The organism is Halomonas halophila, assembly GCF_030406665.1.
Lineage (GTDB): Bacteria > Pseudomonadota > Gammaproteobacteria > Pseudomonadales > Halomonadaceae > Halomonas > Halomonas halophila.
Window position 1 is genome coordinate 1,742,477 of record NZ_CP129121.1, and the last position, 21,042, is coordinate 1,763,518.

Consider the following 21,042-nt stretch of genomic DNA (forward strand, 5'->3'; position numbering starts at 1 on the left):
TCAGTTCAGCGTGTAGCAGGGCTCGTATTCGCCGGCCAGCTTCATGCGGCCCTGGGCGACGAAGGAGTTCAGCAGCTCGTCGAGTCGGGCCATGAGTTCGGGCTCGGCGTTGAGGCGGAAGGGGCCGTGGGCCTCGATCAGCCGGATGCCGCGTTCCTTGACGTTGCCGGCCACGATGCCGGAGAAGGCGCGGCGCAGGTTGGCGGCCAGTTCGTGCACCGGCTGTTCGCGATGCAGGGCGAGATTGGCCATGGTCTCGTGGGTCGGATCGAAGGGCGCCTGGAAGTCGCGGGCCACGGTCAGGCGCCAGTTGTAGTAGAAGGCGTCCTGGCGCCGGCGGCGATACTCGGTGACGCCGTCGATGCCCTTGCGCATGGTGCGTGCCACCTCGACCGGGTCGTCGATGATGATGTCGTAGAGCTCGCGCACGGAGTCGCCCAGGGTGTAGACCAGGAACTCGTCGATGCGCTTGAAGTAGTCGGCGGAATCGGCGGGACCGGTGAGAATCACCGGCAGCTGCATGTCGGCGTTGTCCGGGTGGAGCAGGATGCCGAGCAGGTAGAGGATCTCCTCGGCGGTGCCGACCCCGCCGGGGAACACGATGATGCCGTGGCCCAGGCGCACGAAGGCCTCCAGGCGCTTCTCGATGTCCGGCATCACCACCAGCTCGTTGACGATGGGGTTGGGCGCCTCGGCGGCGATGATGCCAGGCTCGGAGACGCCCAGGTAGCGGCCTTCGGCGCGGCGCTGCTTGGCGTGGGCCACGTTGGCACCCTTCATCGGCCCCTTCATGGCGCCGGGGCCGCAGCCGGTGCAGATATCCAGCTCGCGCAGCCCCAGCTGGTAGCCGACGTGCTTGGTGTAGTCGTATTCCTCGCGGGAGATCGAATGGCCGCCCCAGCACACCACCATGCTCGGGTCGCGGCTGGGGTGCAGGGTGCCGGCCTTGCGCAGGATATGAAAGACGGCGTTGGTGGTGCCTTCGCCGGTGGTCAGATCGAAGCGCTGGTGGGTCTGGATCTCGTTGTAGACGTAAACGATGTCGCGCAGCACCGAGGAGAGGTGCTCGCGGATGCCGCGGATCATCTTGCCGTCGACGAAGGCCTCTGCGGGGGCGTTCGTCAGCTTGAGGCGAACCCCGCGGTCCTGCTGGATGACCTCGATGTCGAAATCGGGATAGGTCTCCATCAGGGCCAGGCCATCGTCGGTCGGGTTGCCGGAATTCAGCACCGCCAGGGCGCAGCTGCGCAGCAGCTCATGGAGCCCGCTGCGGGAGGTGTCATGCAGCCGGTTGACCTCGTGCTGGGAGAGGATCTCGAGGCTGCCTTCCGGGGAGATGGTGCTGGAAATGGTATTGGCCATGCAGCGCGTCCGTGTCACTGGAAAGGGAGCGGCGGTGTCCGATCGTGCCTGGCCTTCGCTTGCCGGCGCGTCGGATCGCGCCTGGATGACGGCTCGCGGCCGTCTCCTTCGATGCTACCACGCCCCCGGCGAAGGCGCAGCGCTGCGCGCCTCGGGGGGAACTGGTAGAATCTTCAGGCCCGGTCCTTCTGGTCAAGATGCCTTCCGTCATGTTCAACGCCCTGTATTTCCGTACCTTCATCACGCTCGTCGAGACCGGCAGCTTCACCCGGACCGCCCAGCGCCTGGAGATGACCCAGCCCGGCGTCAGCCAGCACATCCGCAAGCTGGAGCGCTACCTCGACAAGTCGCTGCTCGACCGCCAGGGGCGTCGTTTCGTGCTGACAGAAGCCGGTCGGCGGGCCTATGACTACGCCCTCAAGCTGTTCGCCGAACACGAGCAGTTTCGCCACTCCCTGGACGACGAGAGCCTCGACAGCGGCGAGTGCCGCATCGCCTCGCCGGGCAGCGTGGGGCTGATGTTCTATCCCTTCATCCTCGGCCAGCAGCAGATGCATCCGGGGCTGACGGTGAGCTACAGCTTCGCCTTCAACCACGAGATCGTCACCGACGTGCAGGCCGGCCGGCATGACCTGGGCATCGTCACCGAGGCGGTGCGCCACCCCGAGATCGACTGCGAGGCCTGGCACCAGGAGCCGCTGTGCCTGGTGGTGCCGGCGGACTTCACCGGCACCGGCCTGGCCGACCTGATGGCGCTGGGCTTCATCGGCTATGCCGATGGCGTCAACCGCGCCGGCGGGGTGCTGCGACAGAACTTCCCCGGCGAGTTTCGCTCGATGAGCCACTTCCCGCGCCAGGGCTTCACCAACGAGGCCAGCATGGTGCTCGACGCCGTGGCCCGGGGGCTGGGCTTCACCGTGGTCTCGCGGCTGGTGCTCGAGACCTCGCCCTGGCAGCGCCAGGTGCGCGAGCTGTCGTTGCCGAATCCGGTGCAGGAAACGCTCTACCTGGTCACCCGGCGCGGCATGCGCATGCCGCGGCGCTATACACGTCTGCTCGAGGCGTTCCGAGAGCATCGTCACCACGAACGCTATGGCCACGGCGAGCCCGGCCTTGCCGATCTCGGCGAGGTGCCGGGCGCCGGTGGCCCGCACGGCTGAGTCCCGTCGGCTCAGGTCGCTCACCGCACCATTCTGATCCCGAAACGACAGCGCCCCGCCGAATGGCGGGGCGCTTGCTTGCGTGGCGTCGGGCGCGCGGGATCACTCCCGGTAGGCGTCGATGCTCGGGCAGGAGCAGATCAGCTGGCGGTCGCCGAGCACGTTGTCGACCCGGTTGACGGTCGGCCAGTACTTGGCCGCCTTCACCGCCTCGGAGGGGAAGGCGCCCAGCTCGCGCGAGTAGGGGCGCTCCCAGTCGGCGTCCATCAGGTCGGCCATGGTGTGCGGCGCGTTGACCAGCGGATTGTTGTCGGCAGGCCATTCGCCGGCCTCGACTCGGGCCACCTCCTCGCGGATCGCGATCATGGCGTCGCAGAAGCGGTCGAGCTCGTACAGCGACTCGGACTCCGTCGGCTCGATCATCAGCGTGCCGGGCACCGGGAAGGACATGGTCGGCGCATGGAAGCCGTAGTCCATCAGGCGCTTGGCGATGTCTTCCTCGCTGATGCCGGAGTCGGCCTTGAGCGGGCGGATGTCGATGATGCACTCGTGGGCCACGGTGTCGTTGGCGCCCTTGTAGAGCACCGGATAGTGCTCGCCCAGGCGGGCGGCGATGTAGTTGGCGCCTAGGATGGCGAGCTCGGTGGCCTCGCGCAGGCCGCGGGCGCCCATCATCTTGATGTAGGCCCAGGAGATGGGGAGGATCGAGGCGCTGCCGAAGGGCGCCGCCGCCACCGCGCCGCTGCCGGCCTCGACGCCGTCCAGCGGACGCACCACGTGGTTGGACACGTAGGGTGCCAGGTGCGACTTGACGCCGATCGGGCCCATGCCCGGGCCGCCACCACCGTGGGGAATGCAGAAGGTCTTGTGCAGGTTCAGGTGGCTGACGTCGCCGCCGAAGTCGCCGGGGCGGGCCAGACCGACCTGGGCGTTCATGTTGGCGCCGTCGATGTACACCTGGCCGCCGTGGCCGTGGACGATGTCGCAGGCCTCGCGCACGCCTTCCTCGAACACGCCATGGGTGGAGGGGTAGGTGAGCATGATCGCCGACAGCGACTCGGCGTGCTGTTCGGCCTTGTCACGCAGGTCGGCGAGATCGATGTTGCCGTCGTCGTCGCACTCCACTACCACGACCTTCATGTGCGCCATGGCCGCGGACGCCGGGTTGGTGCCGTGGGCGGAGCTCGGGATCAGACAGACGTCGCGGTGCCCCTGGCCTTCGGCCTGCTGGTAGCGGCGGATCGCCACCAGGCCGGCGTACTCACCCTGGGCGCCGGAGTTCGGCTGCATGGAGATGTGGTCGTAGCCGGTGATCTCCACCAGGAAGTCGGCCAGCTCGTCGATGATCTGCTGGTAGCCGGCCACCTGGTCCTTGGGCGCGAATGGGTGGATACGCGCCAGTTCCGGCCAGGTGATGGGGATCATCTCGCTGGTGGCGTTGAGCTTCATGGTGCATGAGCCCAGCGGGATCATGGCATGGGCCAGCGACAGGTCCTTGTTCTCGAGGCGCTTGAGGTAGCGCAGCATCTCCGTCTCGCTGTGATAGCGCCGGAAGGTCGGATGCGTCAGGAACTCGGACTCGCGCTGGCTGCCCGCCGGGATGCCGCTCCTGCCGGCCTCGACGACCTCGGCATCGAGCACCGACACCGCCTGGCCGTGCTCGGCGTCGAGCAGCACGTCGAACAGCAAGTCCAGATCGTGGGCGGTGGTGGTCTCGTCGAGGCTGACGCCGATGTCGCCGTTGTCGAAGTAGCGCAGGTTGACGTCATGGGCCATGGCGCGGCCGTGGATCTTGCGCGCGTCCACGCCGGTCAGGCGCAGGGTGTCGAACCAGCTGTCGTGGGCCAGGCTCACGCCGCCGCGGGTCAGGCCCTCGGCGAGGATGGTGGTCAGGCGATGCACGCGGCCGGCGATGGTGCGCAGGCCTTCGGCGCCGTGGTAGACGGCATAGAAGCCGGCGATGTTGGCCAGCAGCGCCTGGGCGGTGCAGATGTTGGAGGTGGCCTTCTCGCGGCGGATATGCTGCTCGCGGGTCTGCATGGCCATGCGCAGCGCGGTCTCGCCGCGGCTGTCCTGCGAGACGCCGATGATGCGACCCGGGATCGAGCGCTTGAGCTTGTCGGTGGTGGCGAAGAAGGCGGCATGCGGGCCGCCGAAGCCCATCGGCACGCCGAAGCGCTGGGCGGAGCCGACCACCATGTCGGCGCCCATCGCGCCCGGTTCCTTGAGCAGCACCAGCGACAGGATGTCGGCGGCCACGCAGGTCATGATGCCCTTGCCCTTGGCGGCTTCGAGCAGCGGTGCCAGGTCGTGAACGCGGCCGCCGTCGCCCGGGTACTGCAGCAGGGCGCCGAAGACATCGTGCTCGGCGACTTCCGCGGCCGGGGCGACGATCAGCTCGAAGTCGAAGTAGTGGGCGCGGGTGCGCACCACGTCGAGGGTCTGCGGGAAGACGTCGTCGGCGACGAAGAAGGCGTTGGTCTTGGCCTTCTTGTTGGCGCGACGGCACAGCGCCATGGCTTCGGCGGCGGCGGTGGCCTCATCCAGCAGCGAGGCGTTGGCCAGGCTCATGCCGGTGAGGTCCATGACCATCTGCTGGAAGTTGAGCAGGCCTTCCAGGCGACCCTGGGAGATCTCCGGCTGATACGGGGTATAGGCGGTGTACCAGCCGGGGTTCTCCAGCACGTTGCGCTGGATGACCGCCGGCAGGTGGGTGTCGTAGTACCCCTGCCCGATGTAGCTCCGGGCCACGCGGTTCTGGCGAGCCAGGCGATGAAGGTAGTCCAGGGCTTCGGCTTCGCTGCGCGGCGGGTCCAGGTCCAGCTCGCGGCCCAGGCGGATGCCGGCCGGCAGGGTGCGCTCGAGCAGGCTGGCCAGGCTGTCCATGCCCAGAGTGTCCAGCATGGTGGCCACGTCGGAGGCCTCCGGGCCGTTGTGGCGACGGAGGAAGGCGTCATGGTTGGCCAGTTCGGCCAGGCGGCGTTGTTCGAAAGCCATGGAATACCCTATTGCGGTCGCGCCCGATGCGGGCAGGAATAAAGGGAAGAGGGGAACGCGGGGCACGGCGCCAGGGGTGCCCTGGGCGGCCATGCCCCGCCGCCGGGACCGACGGGGTCGGATCAGTCCTCGGCGTCGGCCAGCGCCTGGTAAGCGTCGGCGTCGAGCAGGTCGTCGAGAGCGCTGGTTTCCTCGAGGCGCAGCTTCAGGATCCAGCCGTCTTCATAGGGCGATTCGTTCAGGGTCTCGGGCGCGTCCTCGAGTTCCTCGTTGACCGCGACGACCTCGCCGGACAGCGGGGCGTAGAGATCGGAGGCGGCCTTGACCGACTCGACCACGCCGAACTCGTCGCCCTTGGCCAGGGCGGCACCCACCTCGGGCAGCTCGACGAAGACCACGTCGCCGAGGGACTGCTGGGCGTGGTCGGTGATGCCGATGGTCACCGTGCCGTCGCCGTTGTCGAGGATCCACTCGTGGCTTTCGGCGTAGCGCAGGTTGGCGGGGATAGCACTCATGACGTTTTCCTATACGAAAAAGGTTTCTGGTGTGGGGGCATCCTAACGCCCCCGGCGGCGTTTGGCGAGCCCCGGACGCCATGGGGCATTGCGGGGGGATGCGTGAACGCCCCTCCCAGCGTAGGCCGGGCCGGGGATTCCTGCTCGTTTGTTATGGCGTGAGCCTGCTCGGCGCCGTATGCCGAGTGTGCGGGCCGTAACGGAGCCGGGCTTGCTCCCCTGGTGGCAGGCGGCTAGAGTGGCGCCTGTTTCCGATAAGAAACAAGTTTCTCCGAGTGCGGCGGGTGTGGCCGCGCTGGCGCCGGTGCGTCCGGTGTCAGATGCGATCTCGGCTATGCTTCATGCTGTGAGCTGGCGAAATTGCCGTATTTTCCTATAGGAGACTAGAGCGCCAACGGAATGATCCGCTATGGTACGCGAGTTCGTATCATCGTTGGTATCACTCGCCCGCAAGACATTGCACGTTGGTGCATAACAACAAGCTTTAGGGAGACAAGACGTGGAAACCTTGACCAATTTTCTATCGGCCATCGAAGGGGTCGTGTGGGGCCCCTTGATGCTGGTGCTGCTGCTGGGGGTCGGCCTCTATCTGCAGGCCGGCCTGAAGGCGATGCCCATCCGCAAGCTGGGCACGGGCTTCAAGCTGCTGTGGAAAGGGCGCAGCACCGAGAAGGGTGAAGAGGGCGAAGGCGAGGTCTCGCCGTTCAATGCGCTGATGACCTCACTGTCCGCGACCATCGGCACCGGTAACATCGCCGGTGTGGCGACCGCCATCTTCCTCGGCGGTCCCGGCGCGGTGTTCTGGATGTGGATCACCGCCCTGGTGGGCATGGCCACCAAGTTCTCCGAGGCGGTGCTGGCCGTGCGCTATCGCCAGGTCGACGAGGCCGGCGATCACGTCGGCGGTCCGATGTACTACATCCGCAACGGCCTGGGTCAGAAGTGGGCCTGGATGGGCGGCGCCTTCGCGCTGTTCGGCGCTGTGGCGGCCTTCGGCATCGGCAACACCGTGCAGTCCAACTCGGTGGCCGACGGCCTGGGCGAGTCCATCGGCCTGCCGCACTGGGTCACCGGCCTGGTGATCATGGTGCTGGCCGGCGCCGTCATCCTGGGGGGCATCAAGCGCATCGCCAAGGTGGCGGGAAAGCTGGTGCCGATCATGGCCGTGGCCTACATCGTCTGTGGCCTGCTGGTGCTGATCATCAATGCCGACCAGATCGGCCACGCCCTGGGCCTGATCTTCGGCCATGCCTTCACGCCGATCTCCGCGGCGGGCGGCTTCGCCGGTGCGGCCGTGGCCAAGGCGATCCAGTTCGGCGTCGCCCGCGGCGTGTTCTCCAACGAGGCCGGCCTCGGCAGCGCGCCGATCGCCCACGCCGCGGCGCAGACCAAGAACCCGGTCCGCCAGGGCCTGATCGCCATGCTCGGTACCTTCATCGACACCATCGTGGTGTGCTCCATCACCGCGCTGGCGATCCTCACCACCGCCTGGACCTCCGGCGAGACCGGCGCGGCCCTTACCACGCTGTCGTTCAACGAGGCGCTGCCGGGCATCGGCCAGTACGTGGTGTCCTTCGCCCTGGCGGTGTTTGCCTTCACCACCATCCTCGGCTGGGCCTTCTACGGTGAGAAGTGCTTCGAGTACCTGTTCGGCGTGGGCGCCATCAAGTACTACCGGGTGGTCTACATCCTGGCCATCTTCGTCGGCTCGGTGCTGCCGCTCGGCTTCGTGTGGCTGCTGGCCAGCGTGTTCAACGCCATGATGGCGATCCCGAACCTGATTGCCCTGGCGCTGCTGTCGCCGGTGGTGTTCAAGCTGACCCGCGACTACTTCGACGGCAAGGAAGTGCTGCCGGGCGAAGACCTCAACAAGTAAACAACATGCGGCGCGGGACCGTTCTCCGGCCCGCGCCCTCGCTTTCATGGGAGTGATACGACCGCGATGAACGAACAACGCCAGACGCCGCTTCACGATCTCCATCTCGAACTCGGTGCCAAGATGGTGCCCTTCGCCGGCTACAGCATGCCGGTGCAGTACGCGCTGGGCGTCAAGAAGGAGCACGAGCATACCCGTCAGGCCTGCGGCCTGTTCGATGTCTCGCACATGGGGCAGGTGCTGGTACGTGGCCCCGAGCCGGCCCAGGCGCTGGAGACCCTGGTCCCCGCCGACCTGGTCGGCCTGGCCGAGGGGCAGCAGCGCTATGGGCTGTTCACCTCCGAGGAGGGGGGCATCCTCGACGACCTGATGATCGTCAATGGCTGCGATCACCTCTACCTGGTCGTCAATGCGGCCTGCAAGGAACAGGACATCGCTCACCTGCGTCGTGGCCTGGCCGGTCACGAGGTCGAGGTGCTGGATCGTGGCCTGCTGGCGCTGCAGGGGCCGAAGGCGGCCGACGTCATGGCGCGCCTGTGTCCCGAGGCCTGCGAGATGGTGTTCATGCAGCACGGCCGCTTTACCCTCGACGGCATCGAGACCTGGGTTAGCCGCAGCGGCTACACCGGGGAGGACGGCTTCGAGATCTCGGTGGCCGCCGAGGACACCGAGGCCCTGGCGCGTCGCCTGCTGGCCGAGGAGGAGGTCGAGCCGATCGGGCTGGGGGCGCGCGATTCGCTGCGCCTCGAGGCCGGGCTGTGTCTCTACGGCCACGATATCGACACCGCGACCACCCCGGTGGAGGGCGGCCTGATCTGGGCCATCGGCAAGCCGCGCCGCCGCGGCGGCGAGCGGGCCGGTGGCTTCCCCGGCGCCGATCTGATCCTGCATCAGGTGGCCGAGAAGGATCATCGCCGCAAGCGTGTGGGCCTGCTCGGCGAGGGGCGTGCTCCGGTGCGCGAGGGCGCCGAGCTTTTCGACGACCAGGGCAATGCCGTGGGCGTGGTGACCTCCGGCGGCTTCGGCCCCAGCGTCGGCAAGCCGGTGGCGATGGGCTACGTGACCATCGACCGGGCCGAGGCCGGCACCACGGTCTTCGCCGAGGTGCGCGGCAAGCGCCTGCCGATGGTGGTCAGCAAGATGCCCTTCGTCACCCCGGGCTATCATCGCGGCTGATGTTATACCGTTATCTCAGCATCCTGGACTGAGTACATCGACGAAGCCGTGTTTCGCAGGTGCGTCGAGTCAGAGACGGCCATCCCGAAGGGGTGGCCGTTTTTTGTGCGCGTCGTGCGGATGGTGTGTGGAGAATGGGCCAGGGCTGAGCGGCCAAGGAGAGGGAGCGTCAGTCGTCCCGCACCCAGCGAAACGTCAGGCTGATCCGCAGGCCGTGAGCGCGCCTCGGCAGCAGGGCATGCTCCAGGTCGGCCTGTGTGCCGGGTCCCATCAGCAGCAGGCTGTCGTGGGGCTGGTCGACGTTGAAGGCCGGGGCGCGGCGATCCTTCCAGCGAAAACGCAGCGGGCGGTCGGCGCCGAGGCTGACGGCGGCGATCAGCGGCGCCTCGCCGAGCTCCGGCTCGTCGTCGCTGTGCCAGCCCATGCGCTCGTCGCCGTCGGCATAGCGGTTGAGCAGCACGCTGTTGAAATGGGTCTCGATGCCGGTGCGAGCCAGTCGCGCCACGGCGGCGTCACGAATCGCCAGCGCGACGGGATGCCAGGGCGTCGGCGCGAAGTGCTGGCCCGAGTAGCGGTAGTCGGCGTCGCCCATCCACACCTGGCGGCGGGGAATCGGGTGATCGCGGCCGTAGAGGCGCAGCGTCGGGCGCTGCCAGTCCAGTTCGGCGTCGAGCCGGGCCAGCGCCGCGTCGGCGGCATCGCTGCCCAGCAGACGGGCGAAGCGATGCAGCGGTGGACGCTCGAGCAGCCGCTCGCCGTCATCGGCGGAGGGAGAAAACAGATCCATCCCCTTAGGGTGCCAGCCCAGGTGTCAGGAAACCATTGCCAGTAGATCTGGCAATTGAGGGGGCAGACTGCCCTAAGCAGATTGAGGGGGCTGACCCCTAAGAGAAGTTCATATCCGGAGGGTGCAGCCCGGTAGTCAGGCAATCAGCGCCAGGCTTGCCAGCGCCATGGCATAGCCGATGGCGGCGCCGGCGATGACATCGCTGATGTAGTGCAGGCCGAGGCCGACCCGGGAGATCGCGATCAGGGCGGCGACCGGGATCAGCGCCGGCAGCAGCCAGGGCGAGTGCGCCGCGACCAGGGTGCAGAACATCACCGCATGCATGGTATGGCCGCTGGGAAAGCTGTAGCGATCCCGGGCCGGCTCCTGGCAGGCGATGCTCGAGAAGGTGATGAAGGGGCGCTCGCGGCACAGCCGCGTCTTCACCAGCCGGTAGAAGGCGATCGCCACCAGCGCGGTCAGGGTGTAGTGGAAGGTCAGTCGCCAGCCCTCGTCGCGGCCGTGCAGCCAGGGTTGGCCGGCGATCAGCGCCACCCAGATCGGCCAGTCGCCGGCCTTGCTGGCCAGGCGCAGCGACCACAGCCAGGGGCGGTGGATGCTGAACCCGGCCAGGCGCTGGCAGAGGTGCCATTCGAGCGTATCCAGGCGGTCAAACACGGCAGGGGCGCGAGGTTTCATCGGACATCTCCCGGGCGTGGGTCAGGGCGGCGAGAAAGTCATCGGTGATGGCGGGCCAGCGGTAGCCAAGGGCGCGCTGGCGGGCGGCGCGGCCGAGGCGGCCGTAGCGGGCCGGCTGCTGGCACAGCGCCACCGCGGCGTCGCGGAAGCCGGCCTCGTCGCCGACCGCCAGATGCACGCCGTTGACGTCGTCCTCGATCAGCTCCGCGCCGGCGGCGTGGCGGAAGGCGACGGTCGCCAGGCCGCTGGCCATGGCCTCGAGCAGCACGTTGCCCCAGGTCTCGGAGATCGACGGGAAGACGAACAGGTCGGCGCTGGCGTAGTAGCGGATCAGGTCGTCCGGCGAGACGAAGCCGGCGAAGTGGGCCTGGGGCAGGGCGCGCTCGAGGTTGGCGCGGCCGGGGCCGTCGCCGACCACCACCAGCGTGAGGCCGGGATGGGCGTCGAGCATGGCGGCGAAGGTGTCGCGCAGCAGGTCGAGGTTCTTCTCCGGCGCCAGTCGGCCCACGTACAGCGCCACCGGGCGGTGCTCGTCGGCGCCCCATTGCTCGCGCAGGGCCGGGTCGCGATGGGCCGGGGAGAAGCGTTCGCCGTCGATGCCGCGCGCCATCACCTTGACCCGCTCGAAGCCGCGCTGGCCGAGGTCGCGGGCCTGGGCGTGGGTCGGCACCAGAGTGGCGCCGCAGCGGTTGTGGAAGCGGCGCAGGCGCTGGGTGACCAGCGGGCGCAGCCAGTCGACGCCGTAGTCCCGGCAGTAGTGATCGAAGTTGGTGTGCCAGCCGCTGACCACGGGAATGCCCAGCTTCTCGGCGGCGGTCAGCGCCGACCAGCCGAGCGGGCCCTCGGTGGCCACGTAGACGACGTCGGGGCGCTCGGCCTGCCACAGCCGACGGATGCGGCCGCCGGAGGGAAAGCCGAGGCGCACCTCGCGATAGCCCGGCACGGAGGCGCCGCGCACCTGGAGTTCGCTGTCCATGCCCTCGGCGCGATGCTCGCCGTTGGCGGGGCGCGGACGCACCAGCTGCAACGAGAAGCCGCGTTCCCGCAGCTGGCCGCTGAGCTGGGCCAGGGTGTGGGCCACGCCGTTGATGTCCGGCGTCCAGGTTTCGCTGACCAGGCAGATGCGCATGTCCATCCTCGTGACGTCGGTGGCCGGAGTGGCCCCGTTGACGATTCAGGATGGCCGGGCGGGGTGACAGCACCGCGACATCGTCATGACGCCGCGATGACAGTCGTCGCGGCTTTCGACCAAGTCAACGCAGCACGGTGCGGGGGTCGATGGGCTTGCCGCCGTGACGCATGTCGAACAGCAGGTCATAGCGCCCGGTGGAGGCATGTCGGCTCACGGTGCACAGCGGCGTGCCCTGGCTGACCCGGGTGCCGCTGTCCACCAGCAGGCTGTCGCACATGGCGTAGACGCTCTGCAGGTTGTCCGCATGGTGCACGATCACCACCCGGCCGAGCTGACGCATGCTGTCGGCGAAGCGGACCTCGCCGTCGGCCACGGACTTGGCGCGGGCGCCCTGGTCGGTGGCCAGCAGCATGGGTTGCAGGGTGCCGCGGCTGTCCTGGCCGAAGGCGCGGGCGACCCGATAGTCGTCCAGCGGCCAGGGCCAGTCGCGGGCATCGCTCGGCACCGGGCCGGGATCGGGCGCCGGCCGGGGGCTCGGTGACGACGAGCGTGACGGGGCGCTGGACGTGCTGCGGCGGCTCGAGGCGGTCCGGGTGCCGTGCAGCGGCACCGAGACCAGCTGGCCGACCTTGAGGTCGGTGGGGCTGACGCCAGTGTTGGCCGCGGCGATGCTGACCGGCGAGGTGCCGAAGCGCCGGGCGATGGCGCTGTAGGTGTCCCCGGGGCGGATCTGGTAGCGATAGGGGCCGCCGGATGGGGCGCGCTCGTTCTGGCTGGGCACCAGGATACGCTGCCCCACGGCCAGGCCGCGCGGATTCACGCCGGGATTGAAGCGTCTCAGCCGCACCAGTGGCACGTCGGCGCGTCGTGCGATCGCGCCCAGGGTGTCGCCTCGCTGGATGGTTACCCAGTTGCCGGCGGGCGAGCCGCCGCGCATCACTCCCGAGGGGCCGGCGCAGCCGGCCAGCAGGGCGATCAGCAGCAGCGTGAGAAACGTCAGGGCGTATCGAGGGCGGCGTCCTTGGCCTGCCACTGGGCGTTGAGCCATGTGTGGAAGCGTTCCTTGTAGGCGGGATCCTGGTGATAGTCGCCCTGAGTCATCCACTCGGGCACGGTCAGGCGGCGGGCAGTCAGGTGGATCGTGCCCTCGCGGCCGCAGAGGAAATCCCAGAAGCGGGGTTCGGGGCGCGAATAGCGAAGCGTCACGTCGAGAATGCCGCCCAGCCGGTCGCCGAGCAGGCCCAGCACCTGGGCGATGCCGCCGGCGCGCGGCGGCAGCAGGTGCCGGTAGGGGCTGTGGCGGGCGGCGTGCTTGGCCGGCGTGAAGCGGGTGCCTTCGACGAAGTTGTAGATGGCGATCGGGCGCTCCCGGGCATGGGCGCACATGCGTTCGGTGGCTTCTCGGTCGCGGCGGGCCAGGTGCGGATGGCGTTCGCGCTGCTCGCGGGTCAGCCGGCGCAGCATCGGGAACTCCAGTGCCCAGAAGGCCAGCCCGACCACCGGGATCCAGATCAGCTGGCGCTTGACGAAGAAGTGCGGCATCGGCAGCCGACGGTGCAGGGCCAGGAACAGCGCGAAGATATCGGTCCAGCTGCGGTGATTGGCCAATACCAGCCACCATTCGTCGCGGCTCAGCCCCTCCGGCAGGTCGACGCGCAAGTCGGGGCGAATCCAGTGGCGGATCCACCACAGGTTGACGTCGACCCAGCCCAGGGCCACGCCGTTCAGCCAGCGCAGCACCCGGCGCCGCAGCGGGCGGCCCGGGGTGATCAGCTTGAGCAGGGTGAGCGCGATCAGCGGCACCGCCCAGCACAGGGTGTTGAGGGTCAGCAGCAGCAGGCTGACGATCCCCCTGAGGGTCGACATGCCGTCGGTCTCCTTGAAGAAAGCTATAGGGGTCAATGCTAATGGATCGTGGCGGGGGTGCCCAGCGGTGAGGGCAACATCATGCTCGGGGGCCTGTGTCGTCGACGACTCGGGCCGCTCCGGCGCCAAGTCGCGAGGACACGCAGGAATACTCTCCTGTCGCCCGCGATGGCCTGCGGCGCTTCGCATTCGGCTCCGCTTGCAGGGCCAGTGCTGGCCATCCTTGGTCAAGACGCCCGCTACGACCTGTCCACGGCGCCTCTCGTCCTCGTCAGTCCCTCAGTTCGGGAAGATCCTCGAAAAGCGACAGCGCATCGGGATTGGCCAGTGCTTCCCTGTTCCTGACCGGCCGGCCGTGGACCACGTTGCGCACGGCGAGCTCCACCAGCTTGCCCGACAGGGTCCGCGGCAGGTCCTCGACCTGGAGGATCTTCGCCGGCACGTGACGCGGGGTGGCGTTGGCGCGGATCGTCTGGCGGACCTTGTCGCGCAGGGCGTCGTCCAGGGTCAGCCCCGGGCGCAGGCGCACGAACAGCACCACGCGGATATCGTCTTCCCACTCCTGGCCGATGCACAGCGACTCCAGCACCTCCTCGACCTTTTCCACCTGACGGTAGATCTCGGCGGTGCCGATGCGCACCCCGCCGGGATTGAGTACGGCGTCCGAACGGCCGTGGATGATCAGGCCGTCCTCCGGGGTGATCTCGGCATAGTCGCCATGGGCCCAGACGCCGGGGAAGGTGGAGAAGTAGGCGTCGTGATAGCGCTCTCCGTCGGGGTCCTTCCAGAATCCCAGCGGCATGGCGGGGAACGGTTGCGTGCACACCAGCTCGCCCTTGTCGCCGCGCAGCGGCCGTCCCTCGTCGTCGTACACGTCCACCGCCATGGCCAGCCCGCGGCACTGGATCTGGCCGCGATGGACCGGGCGAATCGGGCAGCCCAGCGCGAAACAGGAGACGATGTCGGTGCCGCCGGAGATCGAGGCCAGCAGCAGGTCGGCCTTGATGTCGCGATAGACGTAGTCGAAGGAGGCGTGAGACAGCGCCGAACCGGTGGACAGCACCGACCGCAGCGCCCCGAGATCGTGCTCGTGGCCGGGGCGCAGGCCTTCCTTCTCGCAGGCGGCCAGGTAGCGGGCACTGGTGCCGAACACCGTGATGCCCTCGCGTTCGGCCATGGCCCACAGCGCGTCGGGCGAAGGCGAGAAGGGCGCACCGTCGAACAGCACCAGGGTGGCGCCCGAGGCGAGCCCGGAGACCAGCCAGTTCCACATCATCCAGCCGCAGGTGGTGTAGTAGAACAGCACGTCTTCGGGGTCGAGGTCGGTGTGTAGACGATGTTCCTTGAGATGCTGCAGCAGGGTGCCGCCGGCCGAGTGCAGGATGGCCTTGGGCGTGCCGGTGGTGCCCGAGGAATAGAGCAGATAGAGCGGGTGATCGAAGGGCAGCGAGACGAAGTCGATCTCGGTGGCATCGTGATCCAGGACATCGTCCCAGGCCACGGCCCCGGTGATGTCGCCAAGCTCGGGCGCGTCGGCGAGGAAGGGGAAGACCACCACCCGCGCCAGGCCGTCGATGGCACCGGCGATCTCGGCCAGCCGCGGACGGATGTCGATGGCCTTGCCGTTCCAGGTGTAGCCGTCGGCGGCGATCAGCACGCGGGGGCCGATCTGGCCGAAGCGGTCGAGTACGCCCTGGACGCCGAAGTCTGGCGAGCAGGAGGACCAGATGGCGCCGAGGCTCGCGGCGGCGAGCATGGCGATCACCGCGTGCTCGCCGTTGGGCACGATGCCGGCGACGCGATCGCCCGGCACCACGCCGAGGTCGTGCAGCGCCGAGGCCAGGGCGGCCACCTGGCGATATAGCGCCTCGTGGCTCAGCTCGCGGCGCCGGCCGCGCTCGTCGTGGACAATCAGCGCCGGGTGCGCGTCGCGCCGGCGCAGCAGGTTCTCGGCGAAGTTCAGCCGGGCGTCCGGGAACCAGCGGGCGCCGGGCATGGCGTCGGGGCGTTCCAGCACGCGCTCGCCGCGTCGCTCGGCGATGATGTCGGCGTCCTCCCACAGCTGGGTCCAGAAGGCCTCGGGATGTGCGAGGCTCCAGGCGTGCAGGGCGGCGTAGTCGGGCATCTCGATGCCGTGCTGGCGTTCGAGCCGGCGCATCAGGGTGGCCAGGCGAGTCGCCTCGATGGCCTCGGGAGACGGTTGCCAGAGCGGATCGGCCATGGGATATCCCTCCTGGTCGCGTTTACCTGTCTTGAGACTAGTCGGCGCTGAGGACGGGGGCGGTGATGGTTTCCTGGATGACCTCCCTCAGCGCCTGCGCGGCCACCGAGAGCGCCTCGGCGTTGGCCGAAAGCACCCCCACCGCGCGCTGGATGGTCGGTGCCTCGAGGGTCAGGCAGCGCGCCCCGAGTTCGTGCATCTGTTCGATGCACAGTGACGGTACCGCGCTGACGCCGAGTCCGGCGGCCACCATGCGGCCCACGGTGGCGAGCTGATAGCTCTCGAAGGCCACCGGCAGCTCGATGCCCTGGGCGCGCAGCTGCTCCTCGATCATCAGGCGCACCATGGAGGGGCGCTGCAGGGTGATGAAGTCCTCGGAAAGCAGCGTGGGCCAGTCCACCCGCTGGCGGCCGGCCAGCGGCGAATCGGCCGGTACCACGGCCACGAAGCGGTCCTCGAACAGCGGCGTGAAGTGCAGGGTGTCGGTGGCTTCCGGGGCGAAGGCGATGCCCAGCTCGACGCGGCCCTGACGCACCATCTCGATGACCTGCTCGTTGATCACGTCGTGAACGGTGACGTTGATCTGCGGGTAGCGCGTGCGAAAGGCCCCGAGCACGGTGGGCAGCTGGTTGCCGGCGAAGGAGGGCATGGCGGCCACGGCGACCCGGCCCAGTCGCAGGGTGAAGCGCTGGCGCAGCAGCTCCTCGGTGTTGTCCCAGTCGGCCAGCAGGCGCTTGGCCAGCGGCACCAGGGACTCGCCCTCCGGGGTCAGCCGTACGCGGCGGGTGCTGCGGGTGAGCAGCCGCCCGCCAAGCGATTCTTCCAGGCTCTTGATGGTCAGGCTGAGGGCCGGTTGAGACAGGTGCAGCCGCTCGCAGGCCTGGGTGAAGCTGAGCGTCTGGGCCACGGCGAGAAACGCGCGGAGTTGCTTGACGGTCATGGAGGCTCCGCTAGTCTATTTGATACTTAAAATAATCCATAAAAAAATCAAACTTAACAAATATATGATCCCCGTCGACACTGCTGGGGGTCGGCAACACAGCGTCATCAACGGACCATGAGATGAAGCGTCTTCCATGATGGCTCCGCAACAACAACCACTTTTTCCAACCAGGCGAGGCAGATATGGCCGGATTCGACAAGCGAGTGGGTTCCTTTGAGGAGGCAATGGCCGGTATCGAGAGCGGCATGACCGTGATCGCCGGCGGCTTCGGGCTGTGCGGCATCCCCGAGAACCTGATCGGCGAGATCCAGCGTCGCGGCGTCAAGGACCTGACCGTCTATTCCAACAACTGTGGCGTGGACGGCTTTGGCCTGGGCCTGCTGCTCGAGGATCGCCAGATCAGCACCATCTACGCCTCCTACGTGGGCGAGAACGCGCTGTTCGAGCAGCAGATGCTCGAGGGCGACATCGAGGTGGTGCTGACGCCGCAGGGGACCCTGGCCGAGAAGATGCGCGCCGGCGGTGCCGGCATTCCGGCCTTCTACACCGCCACCGGCTACGGGACACCCATCGGCGAGGGCAAGGAGGTCCGTGAGTTCAAAGGTCGCCACTATATCCTCGAGGAATCCGTCGTCGGCGACTTCGCCATCGTCAAGGGCTGGAAGGCCGATCGCTACGGCAACGTCATCTATCGCGACACTGCCCAGAACTTCAATCCGCTGGCCGCTACCGCGGGCAGGATCACCGTGGTCGAGGTCGAGGAGATCGTCGAGCCCGGCGAGCTGCCGCCGGACCAGATCCATACCCCGGGCATCTACGTCGATCGCATCATCCAGGGCACCTTCGAGAAGCGTATCGAGAAGCGCACCGTGCACCAGGGCTAAGCGCGTCATTACACGATCAACGATGAGGCGAGCCTGTCCGGGAAAGCCTGCGCGAGGCGCTGTGAACCCATCCTTGGGCGCTACTTTTGCCATCCATGGCAAAAACCCTCGCTTCGCCTTTCCCCGACGGTCGTCAATCATGACAGACAAGAGGCAATCACGATGGCACTGACTCGCGAACAGATGGCTATGCGCGTGGCGCGCGAACTCGAGGACGGTTTCTACGTCAATCTGGGCATCGGCATTCCCACCCTGGTGGCCAACTACGTGCCGGACGACATCGACGTCATGCTGCAGTCCGAGAACGGCCTGCTGGGCATGGGCCGCTTCCCCACCGAGGAGGAAGTGGACCCGGACATGATCAACGCCGGCAAGCAGACCGTCACCGCCCGTCCCGGCGCGGCGATCTTCTCCTCCGCGGAATCCTTCGCCATGATCCGCGGCGGCCACGTCGACCTGACCGTGCTCGGCGCCTTCGAGGTCGACCAGAACGGCAACATCGCCTCCTGGATGATCCCCGGCAAACTGATCAAGGGTATGGGCGGCGCCATGGACCTGGTGGCCGGCGCCGAGAACATCATCTGCACCATGACCCACGCCTCCAAGCACGGTGAGTCCAAGCTGCTGGAATCCTGCAACCTGCCGCTGACCGGCGCCGGTTGCATCAACCGCGTGCTGACCGACCTGGCCTACCTCGAGATCGAGAACGGCGCCTTCGTGCTCAAGGAGCGCGCCCCGGGCGTGTCGGTCGAGGAGATCAAGGAAAAGACCGCCGGCAAGCTGATCGTGCCGGACCACGTGCCGGAGATGGTCTTCGCCGACTGACGTCGTCAAGGATTTTTTCCTTTCATGGCCCGGGCTTGCCCGGGCCATCTCGTTGCTGGCGGGTGCCGAAAAACTGACCATTCCAAGCGGCACGGCCATGTCACGGGGCTCGTCGTCGCTTGTGCCGACACGATGCACAGCGTTATCCACAGAAACTGTGGATGGTCCCGCCGGCGCGACGTGAGCCGGGACGCCTCGAGGCCGAATCGTCAAGGGATGCGAGTGGATGTCGGGCCGAAAAACGGCGGGTGAGACGTCGTGTGAATGGCCACGAAAAACGCCCGCCGGACTGGCGAGCGCGTGGGTTCGAGGGCATGTCGTTCGGAGACGGCGCCCAGGTTTTGTGCGAAAAGTCGGCGAGCGCAGACAGTTTTCGTGCAGAACCTAGGTGAGCTCGCAGCGGGTGTGGTGTGGCAGCAGCAGTTCGGCGCAGCGCTCCTGATTGGCGCTGACCTGCTTCTGCACCAGCGCCAGGCCGCCGGAGGATACGCGATGCTCGTCGCCCTCGGCGAAGACCAGCCGCCGGGCGGGGCCGGGATAGAAACGGTAGTCGAGCAGCGGCGACACGGGCAGGATGCCGTGATGGCGGTCGCCGCTGCCCGTGATGCCCGCGTCGGCCAGGGCCGCGTCAAGATGGCTGAGGCGCTGCCCGAGTCTCGCGCAGTCGAATCCGGGGTGGTGCAGGCGCGGCCCCATGGCGGCCAGCCAGCCGGCCAGCGGGTGCGCCGCTGCCAGGGTCTGGTAGGTGGCCCAGTCCGGCATTGGCCAGGGACGACCGCGGCACAGCAGGTTCTGGCCCTTGGTATCGGCGTCGGCGGCCTGGTTCACCAGCCGCTGCAGGGCCTCGCGGGGCGGACGCGACAGGGTGCCGAGCTGGAGCTCTGCCAGCACCAGCCAGGCGCCGTCGTCGGGGGCGGCGAGCAGGGTGGCCAGCAGGCCGCGGTCGGCCATGGCAAAGCGCTGACGCGGGCGATAGCCGAAACGCACCAGGGTCGGCAGCAGGGCTTCCATGGACCAGGGGCCATGATTGAGGGTCAGCAGCGTCAGGTATTCCGGTGGCGCCTCCACCGGCCATAGTCGCAGCCCGCCCAGGTCGGGGTGCTGATGCACGTAATCCAGCCACAGCTGCTGGATGAATTCTTCCCGCTGCATCCTGCCTCATCCTCTTTTATGCGTCGTTGTCCTTTCAGGCAGTGTAAGCCGCGGGGGTGTGGGCGGATTCAACGAGGCCGGCGGCAGGGCCGTGACGCAAGAAGGCCGCCCGGAGGCGGCCTTCGTCTCGCACGCGTCGCGTGGCTTACTGGGCGGTCTCGACCGGCATCAGTGCCTGCTCGCGCACGTACTGGTCGAACTCGGTGAACCCGCCGATGTGAGTCTGGTCGGCGAAGATCTGCGGCACGGTCTCGACCGGCTTGCCGATGGTCTTTTCCATGTCGGCCTTGGTGATGCCTTCCTCATGGATGTCCACGTAGCGATGCCCCTGGATGGCGCCGGCGCTCTCGAGCTTCTCGGCGAGGTCCTTGGCGCGAACGCAGAACGGGCAGCCGGGGCGGCCGAAGATGACGACGAACATGACAGACTCCTTGCATCACGGATGCATCGAAAGGGAATAAAGGCGAAATCGAGCGCCATTTTGCCCCAGTAGCGCGCATCTGGCCAATAGGCCTCGGCTGAGACGTCGATTGCATCGCGCTATAGGGCGCTCGTCGCCGGGGCGTGTGCCCTGGCGGCTGGCTCAGAGAGCGTCGTGGTCGCTGGCGTCGGCGTGGCGCAGCAGCTCGCCGAGCGAGTCATGCAGCGCCGGGCTCGAGACCAGCAGGTTCTCGCCGTAGAGATCCTCGGGAAGGCCTCCGGGTACCGGGTATAGATGCCCGGTCCGTGCCCCGGCTTCGCGGGCGATCAGCAGACCGGCGGCCATGTCCCAGGGCGAAACACTCTCGTAGTAGGCGTCCAGCCGCCCGCTGGCCACCGCGCACAGGTCGAGAGCCGCGGAACCGGCGCGACGCACGTCCTGGCAGTGGGTGAGCACGGCCATCAGCCGGCGCATCAGCGGCGGTCGGCTGTCGCGACGATAGGGGAAGCCGGTGCCGACCAGGCTGGTGGTCATCTCCTTGCTGCCGCTGGCGCGGATCGGCTCGCCGTTGCACCAGGCGCCGCGTCCGGCCAGCGCCGTGTAGGTCTCGCCGAGGAAGGGCGCGTGTACCACGCCGAGCCGCACCTTGCCGCCGCTGGCCCAGCCGACCGATACCGCCACGTGGTGCAGGCCGTGGGCGAAGTTGACGGTGCCGTCGATGGGGTCCACCACCCACAGCGCATCGGGCCGTTCGAGGACCTCGCGGTCCGGCGCGAGCTCCTCGCTGAGCCGTGTCTCCTCGGGAAAGCTTGCCTCCAGCCGCTCGCCGATGTAGGTGTCCACCTGCAGGTCGATGTCGGTGACCAGTTCCTGCCCGTGCTTGTAGCGATGGTCGAAATCACCCTGGTCGCGGGCTTCGACGATCATTCGCCCGGCGTGGGTGGCGATGTCGACGGCGATCTCCAGGCGCTGTTCGGGGGTCATGGCGGCTCCTCGGGGTTGGCTGAGTTCTCATGCTAGCAGCAACCCCCGGTCGGCTGGCTATAC

At 67.9% G+C, this 21,042-nt stretch carries 18 protein-coding genes; 5 read left to right on the top strand and 13 right to left on the bottom strand.

Annotated elements, in window-relative coordinates; all coding sequences use genetic code 11:
* Positions 1–1,362, bottom strand: coding sequence for a nucleotide 5'-monophosphate nucleosidase PpnN (ppnN, locus tag QWG60_RS08020; protein WP_035595853.1), 1,362 nt, complete (start codon positions 1,360–1,362; stop codon positions 1–3).
* Positions 1,363–1,571: 209 nt separating this feature from the next.
* Between ppnN and QWG60_RS08025 the strand changes: the two genes are divergently transcribed.
* Entirely contained in the window at positions 1,572–2,522 is a 951-nt protein-coding gene (locus QWG60_RS08025; protein ID WP_035595855.1) for a LysR family transcriptional regulator, read from the top strand.
* A 102-nt stretch (positions 2,523–2,624) separates the two neighbouring features.
* Here the strand turns inward: QWG60_RS08025 and gcvP are convergent, their stop codons facing one another.
* Both gcvP and gcvH read right to left on the bottom strand, forming a co-directional pair.
* Positions 2,625–5,519, bottom strand: a complete 2,895-nt coding sequence (gcvP, locus tag QWG60_RS08030) for an aminomethyl-transferring glycine dehydrogenase (protein WP_146907508.1) — start codon at positions 5,517–5,519, stop codon at positions 2,625–2,627.
* Positions 5,520–5,641: 122 nt separating this feature from the next.
* Positions 5,642–6,034, bottom strand: a complete 393-nt coding sequence (gcvH, locus tag QWG60_RS08035; protein WP_016854840.1) for a glycine cleavage system protein GcvH — start codon at positions 6,032–6,034, stop codon at positions 5,642–5,644.
* Positions 6,035–6,533: 499 nt separating this feature from the next.
* On the opposite strand from gcvH, the gene QWG60_RS08040 reads away from it, so the two are divergent.
* Both QWG60_RS08040 and gcvT read left to right on the top strand, forming a co-directional pair.
* Positions 6,534–7,910, top strand: a complete 1,377-nt coding sequence (locus tag QWG60_RS08040; protein ID WP_035595861.1) for an alanine/glycine:cation symporter family protein — start codon at positions 6,534–6,536, stop codon at positions 7,908–7,910.
* Positions 7,911–7,976: 66 nt separating this feature from the next.
* Positions 7,977–9,086, top strand: coding sequence for a glycine cleavage system aminomethyltransferase GcvT (gcvT, locus tag QWG60_RS08045; protein WP_146907506.1), 1,110 nt, complete (start codon positions 7,977–7,979; stop codon positions 9,084–9,086).
* A gap of 169 nt (positions 9,087–9,255) precedes the next feature.
* Here gcvT and QWG60_RS08050 read toward each other — a convergent pair whose 3' ends face one another.
* From QWG60_RS08050 to QWG60_RS08080, 7 genes are all read right to left on the bottom strand, one after another.
* A complete protein-coding gene (locus QWG60_RS08050) occupies positions 9,256–9,873 on the bottom strand; it encodes an alpha-ketoglutarate-dependent dioxygenase AlkB family protein (protein ID WP_146907504.1) in 618 nt (205 codons plus the stop codon).
* A 135-nt stretch (positions 9,874–10,008) separates the two neighbouring features.
* Positions 10,009–10,551, bottom strand: coding sequence for a phosphatase PAP2 family protein (locus QWG60_RS08055; RefSeq protein WP_046078738.1), 543 nt, complete (start codon positions 10,549–10,551; stop codon positions 10,009–10,011).
* A complete protein-coding gene (locus tag QWG60_RS08060) occupies positions 10,523–11,680 on the bottom strand; it encodes a glycosyltransferase family 4 protein (RefSeq protein ID WP_046078737.1) in 1,158 nt (385 codons plus the stop codon). Before QWG60_RS08060 ends, QWG60_RS08055 begins: the two co-directional genes overlap by 29 nt.
* A 124-nt stretch (positions 11,681–11,804) precedes the next feature.
* A complete protein-coding gene (locus QWG60_RS08065; protein ID WP_246124613.1) occupies positions 11,805–12,731 on the bottom strand; it encodes a LysM peptidoglycan-binding domain-containing protein in 927 nt (308 codons plus the stop codon).
* Entirely contained in the window at positions 12,680–13,549 is an 870-nt protein-coding gene (locus QWG60_RS08070; protein ID WP_035595871.1) for an acetyltransferase, read from the bottom strand. The genes QWG60_RS08065 and QWG60_RS08070 overlap by 52 nt, the downstream gene beginning before the upstream one ends.
* Before the next feature lie 271 nt (positions 13,550–13,820).
* On the bottom strand, positions 13,821–15,770 hold the full coding sequence (locus QWG60_RS08075; protein ID WP_146907502.1) for an acetoacetate--CoA ligase: 1,950 nt from the start codon (positions 15,768–15,770) through the stop codon (positions 13,821–13,823).
* 37 nt (positions 15,771–15,807) lie between these two features.
* Positions 15,808–16,710, bottom strand: a complete 903-nt coding sequence (locus QWG60_RS08080) for a LysR family transcriptional regulator (RefSeq protein ID WP_146907500.1) — start codon at positions 16,708–16,710, stop codon at positions 15,808–15,810.
* A gap of 185 nt (positions 16,711–16,895) precedes the next feature.
* Between QWG60_RS08080 and QWG60_RS08085 the strand changes: the two genes are divergently transcribed.
* Positions 16,896–17,597 (top strand): CoA transferase subunit A, encoded by a 702-nt coding sequence (locus QWG60_RS08085; RefSeq protein ID WP_046078734.1) that lies wholly within the window; start codon positions 16,896–16,898, stop codon positions 17,595–17,597.
* A gap of 162 nt (positions 17,598–17,759) precedes the next feature.
* Positions 17,760–18,422: a CoA transferase subunit B gene (locus tag QWG60_RS08090; protein ID WP_035595879.1), complete on the top strand. Its 663-nt coding sequence runs from the start codon at positions 17,760–17,762 to the stop codon at positions 18,420–18,422.
* A gap of 384 nt (positions 18,423–18,806) precedes the next feature.
* Here the strand turns inward: QWG60_RS08090 and QWG60_RS08095 are convergent, their stop codons facing one another.
* From QWG60_RS08095 to QWG60_RS08105, 3 genes are all read right to left on the bottom strand, one after another.
* The gene (locus tag QWG60_RS08095; RefSeq protein WP_035595880.1) at positions 18,807–19,574 is read right to left on the bottom strand and encodes a VOC family protein; all 768 of its coding nucleotides are present in this window, start codon (positions 19,572–19,574) and stop codon (positions 18,807–18,809) included.
* A 145-nt stretch (positions 19,575–19,719) separates the two neighbouring features.
* A complete protein-coding gene (locus QWG60_RS08100; RefSeq protein ID WP_035595881.1) occupies positions 19,720–19,995 on the bottom strand; it encodes a GrxA family glutaredoxin in 276 nt (91 codons plus the stop codon).
* Between the two features lie 162 nt (positions 19,996–20,157).
* The gene (locus QWG60_RS08105) at positions 20,158–20,979 is read right to left on the bottom strand and encodes an inositol monophosphatase family protein (RefSeq protein ID WP_046078733.1); all 822 of its coding nucleotides are present in this window, start codon (positions 20,977–20,979) and stop codon (positions 20,158–20,160) included.
* Between the last annotated feature and the right edge of the window lie 63 nt (positions 20,980–21,042).